At 41.8% G+C, this 5,379-nt stretch carries 4 protein-coding genes; 1 reads left to right on the top strand and 3 read right to left on the bottom strand.

Translation table 11 applies throughout. The features are described 5' to 3' along the window. Positions 1-176: 176 nt before the first annotated feature. From LC574_RS24625 to LC574_RS24615, 3 genes are all read right to left on the bottom strand, one after another. Complete coding sequence (locus tag LC574_RS24625; RefSeq protein WP_229456175.1) at positions 177-1,145, bottom strand: ParM/StbA family protein; 969 nt, start codon at positions 1,143-1,145, stop codon at positions 177-179. A 635-nt stretch (positions 1,146-1,780) separates the two neighbouring features. Further along, positions 1,781-2,734: a ParB/RepB/Spo0J family partition protein gene (locus LC574_RS38225; RefSeq protein ID WP_267871659.1), complete on the bottom strand. Its 954-nt coding sequence runs from the start codon at positions 2,732-2,734 to the stop codon at positions 1,781-1,783. Beyond that, the gene (locus tag LC574_RS24615) at positions 2,731-3,486 is read right to left on the bottom strand and encodes a ParA family protein (RefSeq protein WP_229456174.1); all 756 of its coding nucleotides are present in this window, start codon (positions 3,484-3,486) and stop codon (positions 2,731-2,733) included. The genes LC574_RS38225 and LC574_RS24615 overlap by 4 nt, the downstream gene beginning before the upstream one ends. A gap of 314 nt (positions 3,487-3,800) precedes the next feature. Between LC574_RS24615 and LC574_RS24610 the strand changes: the two genes are divergently transcribed. Further along, positions 3,801-5,354, top strand: a complete 1,554-nt coding sequence (locus LC574_RS24610; RefSeq protein WP_229456173.1) for an AAA family ATPase — start codon at positions 3,801-3,803, stop codon at positions 5,352-5,354. Positions 5,355-5,379 lie beyond the last annotated feature (25 nt).

Raw genomic sequence — 5,379 nt, 5'->3', positions numbered from 1 at the left:
GTTGTGCAGGTAATCCAGCCTTGATGAAAACAAAATAGCAATCAACTATAAAGTAAAGGGTGTCCAGGTAACTTTTATCTAGTTTTTGCGATTCTGCAAATATGCGCTCTCGGTAATTATCTTTGAGGCGAACTTTTTCCGGTGCTAAGTCTTTTTTATCTGCCATTGTTATAACTTCACTTTCCAGATGTACCAGATGTAGTAATTGGGTTCTTGCCAAGAATAGTTTTTGCCATTTCTAGAAGCCCAGAGACATTGGCTTCTACGGGATTGTCCAGGATTTTGAAGCCGTTTTTCTCTAACAATTTTTTAAATCCTGGTAAGAGGCAGCCTCCACCAATCGCCCAGATTTCATCCCCCTGGTGCTTGGCATCCAATGTGAGATTCACCACTTTCTTCAAGTATTTTTCATACCAATCTTTTAAAGAAGCACTGTATATATCTTTGATATCAATGTCACGGCTATACCTGGTATGCCCCATTTCCAAACAAAATCGGATTTTGGATGGATCTCCGATTTTCCCCCCATTTAAATGTTTCATCTTTTGGCAAATATCATCAATAAGAACTTCTACACCTATAGGGTAAGCAGTGTGAACTTCTCGTTGACCCCGGTTGTAACGAGAATACAGGGTTGTTCCATTGCCAAAGTCTAAAATGGTTAATTTTTTCGGCAGTTGATGCCCAAACAATGCACCCATCCCCTCTAGGACAACTTTCAGCACTTCTACTTTCACGTCTGATTGTTTGCCAGCTAGTATCGGCTGATATTCTCCACTGAGTACTTTTTGCAATTCGTTAGCCAGACCAACGTCATGTAAGCTGACGACTAATTTTAAGTGCCAAGCCTTACGGTGTGGCAGATGTGCCAACGCACCGAACAAAGTCAACAACGCATTATTGACTTTGTTTTCATTGTTGTCGGTGTTCCGGTCAAAATGATAACCTGTACGGAAAGCTGATTCCCCGACAGTGTAAGCACTACCGTTAAAAACTACACGCCCTGGTACATCTTCCATCTCTGCTGTGGAAATATAGCTGGGCACACGAACTACTTCAAAGCCATCGACTAAAAGTTTTAGGCTTCCGTAACCGTTGTCAAAGCCAGCAGGAAAAATTTTTTGCAAGGTGTGAATGTTTGACATAGGCTTCAAGTAATACACTTTAATTTGTGAAAATTATCCGTTCAGATAATTTGAGGCAGCAGGGGAGAGAGAAATAAAATAACTACCCCTTTTTTCTCCAGACTTAAGAGTTTATCATAACCCCTTGGGGGCTAGGTGGGGTACAAAATATCAATCAGTTAAATATACCCTACTTAGCACCTATATATACCCTATATAGGGGTCAAAATGTCCCCAAAGTCCTGAACTATTGTTGGGGTATATATAGCCCCCATATAGCCCCCAGTAGGAAATTTTGAAATCTTTTTTCTCAACGCAGCAGAAATTAAATTAGATAGTTGACTGTTTGATTTATTCTTTTTATTACCAATTTACTTTCCCGCAAAATTTAGCTCTAGCCTCGATCCACTTGGAATTTACCTACGAGAAATTAGTTGCTTTTCAAGGGGATTGCAAAAGTTGAGATTGTCGGGAAGACTTGTAAGTTCAACACTGGTAGTTGAAAAGCAATTCAGTCTTGATCTCTAACTTATGCTGACCAAGCCCCGTTGGGGCGGGGTATAGGGTGTCAGATGTAGTGAGAGAGAAAGCCCCAACAACCCTCTTCGTTACAAGCCCCGTTTTTCACTCACGATTCATTGGTCTGGGTTTCAGTTTCAGTTATCATCGCTGCTTTCAACTAATAAAGCTTCAAGTTCTACTAATATTTTTTGTAATCGCTTGTGCTGATTGGGATTATCCCAAACCTTTGATTTTTTTACTTTACTGTAGGCTTCATCCATCTTCTTTTTTAAAGAAGATGATTTTTTCTCTGTATTTGCAGACGTGTTTGCTTGAATTTTAGCAAGACGGTCTTTGATTTGACTTAAAGATAAATTACTTTGAATCGCATCAGATAGTAATGATTTACGTAGGGCTTCATCCTTGACCCGCGCAATCACTTTAGCTTTAGTATACTCGATTACTCCTGACCGGAGAGCTTCCATAACATCTATAGGAAGTTTGAGTAATGGGAGACGATTGGTTCTAAAACTTTCGGGGGAAAACTTTCCGATTGTGTTAAATACCTCAAGTAGAGACTGCCATTCTTGGCTGTGGATAACGTTATCCACAGCCTCTCGTTCTGGATGAGCTGCTGATTGAAGTAAAGCAACTACTGATTCTGTAGTTTGATTAAGTTTTAATCCTAAGAGAGCAACAATACTCTCTGTTTCCTCAATTGGGTTTAAGTCCTCTCTTTGTAGATTTTCCGAGAGTGCTAATTCAAGTGCTTCAACATCTGTCATTTCTCTGATAACAACAGGTACAAACTCTAATTGAGCAGTTTTAGCCGCTTGGAAACGACGTTCTCCTGCAACAAGTTCATATTTCCCATCCTTTTGAGGACGGGCGAGAAGGGGTTGAAGAATTCCATGCTGTTTAATTGACTCTACTAACTCATGCATGGCTTGAGGAGCAAAGTAGCGGCGAGGTTGTTGATGTGGTAAAACAATTTGTTCTATTGGGATAAGGAAAGCAGCACTACTATTGTCTACTGCTTCTTCAACTCCAAATAAAGCATCAACTCCTTTAATTTCGTAAGGTTGAGTAACACGCTTCTTCAGACTCATGGTAACGTCTCCAAACTTTGAGCAATCTGTTTAAGAATAGTGACAGATGGATGCTTAGAATTGTAAAGTGCTAAAGGTATATGCTCTTGGGCTGCATCAGCAAAAGCTACTGATCGAGGAATAGCTGGATAAATGGTACCAATTTTAGATAGAGAATTAGTAATTGACTGTAAGCTTTGGGAGCCTTGTCCAGTTCGGTTATCGTACATGGTTGGAACTACTCCAGCAATCTGTAATTTTCGATTTGCCCGAGAACGGACACGCGCAATCGTTGTTAACAATAGTTCTGTTCCTTTTAAAGCTTTATATTCAGTTTGAATAGGAATGAGGACGTGTGTGGCTGCCACCAAGCTAATATAGCTAAGAATACCGAGACTTGGCGGACAATCAACTAAAATGAAGTGGTATTGTCCTAGAACTGGTTCAAGAGCCTCCTTTAGCCGAATATCTCGCATATCTGCGACAACAAGTTCTAATTCTGCGCCACTTAAGTTGATGTTTGCAGGGGCCATATCCATACCATGTATATTCTGATGAATTGGTAATGGTTCTTCTCCCAGAATAGCTTCATAAACTGTCTTACCTAGTTCAGATGGCTCTAATCCCATAAAAGTAGTTAGTGAAGCTTGGGGGTCCATATCCACTAATAAAACGTTTTGCTGACTTTGAGCCAAATGGTAGCCTAAATTCATTGTCAGAGTAGTTTTGCTGACACCACCCGACTGATTAAAAACTGCAATGACTTTGCTCATTAACTGAACAGAAATAATAAAGACATCAACTTAACAATATCGGTATCAGTCACATACTGGCAAAAGAAACTTACATTCAGTAGACCGAACTTTAACATTTCAACTAGAATTTTGCTTATTCTATTACTATTGCTAACTCTTTCAGTCTCCACAAGCGAGGGTTAATCTGGTGTCAGCCCTACTGCGCCGGCTTTCAAGCTTAAACTAGAGTGAGTTTTCAATGATACTAATAGTGGGCATCTAATTTAGTATTTATGTACTATAATCAACTGAATTCGAGTATTATAATGATGTGCGGCATCTGATGATAAGCAATGTCCACTCCCCCTAATCTTTCCCCTCAACAAGTAAGCGCCTTTCCTCAACACGAAACAATCATTGGAGTCGTAGAACGCCTAACTTTTTACTCTGCTGAGTCAGGCTACACTGTGGCAAGGCTGACCCGTCCCCGTAGCACCGAACTCACAACAATTGTCGGCAGCTTTGCCAATATTCAGCCAGGGCAGACTTTACAACTAACTGGTTTCTGGCGTGACCATCCACAATTTGGCCCGCAGTTCCAAGTAGTCAATTATAAAGAAACCAAACCAGCCACTATCACCGGAATTGAGAAATATTTGGGCAGTGGACTCATAAAAGGTGTTGGGCCGGTAACAGCCAAACGCATCGTAGCTCACTTTGGACTTGAAACCCTCGATATTATCGAAAACCAGATCGAGCGATTAATTGAAGTTCAGGGCATCGCTAAAAAGCGGATTACTTTAATTAAAAACGCTTGGTCAACCCAAAAAGCGATCAAAGAAGTGATGGTGTTTCTCCAGGGGCATGGCGTTTCTACCACTTATGCTGTGAAGATTTACAAGCAATATAAGGATGAAGCGATCGCTACTGTTACCAAAAACCCCTACCAGCTAGCAGCCGACATCTACGGTATTGGTTTTCTGACTGCTGACAAGATTGCGAGAAATATAGGAATTGCACCGGACTCAGAATTTCGTTACCGTGCAGGGATTATCCACTGTCTAAGTGTTGCTGCCGAAGATGGTCACTGTTACTTACCACAGAGCCAACTGATTGAGTCGGTAATCAAACTACTGACTACCGAATCTCATCAGCCCACAGAAGAAGCGATCGCTCTTATCATCAAAGATATGGCTCTAGCAGACGATCTGATTAGAGAGCGGGATGAAGATAAAACACTACTTTGTTACAAGCCGGCTTACTTTCATACGGAACAGAATTTAGCTCAACTGATACGCCAACGCTTGGAAAATCCTGTTGGCACTGACATTGAGCGTGTACGTGATTGGATTGACCGTTTTACAGCCAGCCGTAAAATTCAGCTTTCAGAACAGCAACGCCAAGCTGTAGAAACAGCAGCCTATTCCAAAATCATGATCCTCACTGGTGGCCCTGGCGTTGGAAAGACCTTCACAACTCACACCATTGTCAGCCTGTGGAAAGCAATGGGTAAATCTATTGCTTTGGCTGCACCCACTGGACGGGCTGCTCAACGCTTAGGTGAAATGACTGGGCTGGAAGCTAAAACTATTCATCGCTTGTTAGAATTTGACCCCCGCTCAAGGGGTTTCAAGCGCGATAGCGAAAATCCTTTACCCCACACGGCAATTATCGCTGACGAAGCCAGTATGCTTGATTTGTTTCTGGCTTACTCCTTGGTTAAAGCAGTATTGGCTGGCGCTCTACTATTGTTGGTGGGTGACATTGACCAGCTACCATCTGTGGGTCCAGGTCAAATACTGGCTGACCTAATCAATTCTGGGCGAGTTCCGGTGGTGCGGTTGACCCAGGTATTTCGCCAAGCTCAAACAAGTGCAATTATCACTGCTGCTCATCAGATTAACTGAGGGCAGTATCCCACGATTGAACCGA

The organism is Nostoc sp. CHAB 5715 (assembly GCF_020829685.1).
Taxonomy (GTDB): domain Bacteria; phylum Cyanobacteriota; class Cyanobacteriia; order Cyanobacteriales; family Nostocaceae; genus Nostoc.
This window is presented reverse-complemented; position numbering and strand designations above follow the sequence as displayed.

Excerpts from the sequence above, each read along its gene's own strand:
- LC574_RS24625 (WP_229456175.1), bottom strand. The coding sequence starts at position 1,145 with ATGTCAAACATTCACACCTTGCAAAAAATTTTTCCTGCTGGCTTTGAC.
- LC574_RS24610 (WP_229456173.1), top strand. The coding sequence starts at position 3,801 with ATGTCCACTCCCCCTAATCTTTCCCCTCAACAAGTAAGCGCCTTTCCT.
- LC574_RS38225 (WP_267871659.1), bottom strand. The coding sequence starts at position 2,734 with ATGAGTCTGAAGAAGCGTGTTACTCAACCTTACGAAATTAAAGGAGTT.
- LC574_RS24615 (WP_229456174.1), bottom strand. The coding sequence starts at position 3,486 with ATGAGCAAAGTCATTGCAGTTTTTAATCAGTCGGGTGGTGTCAGCAAA.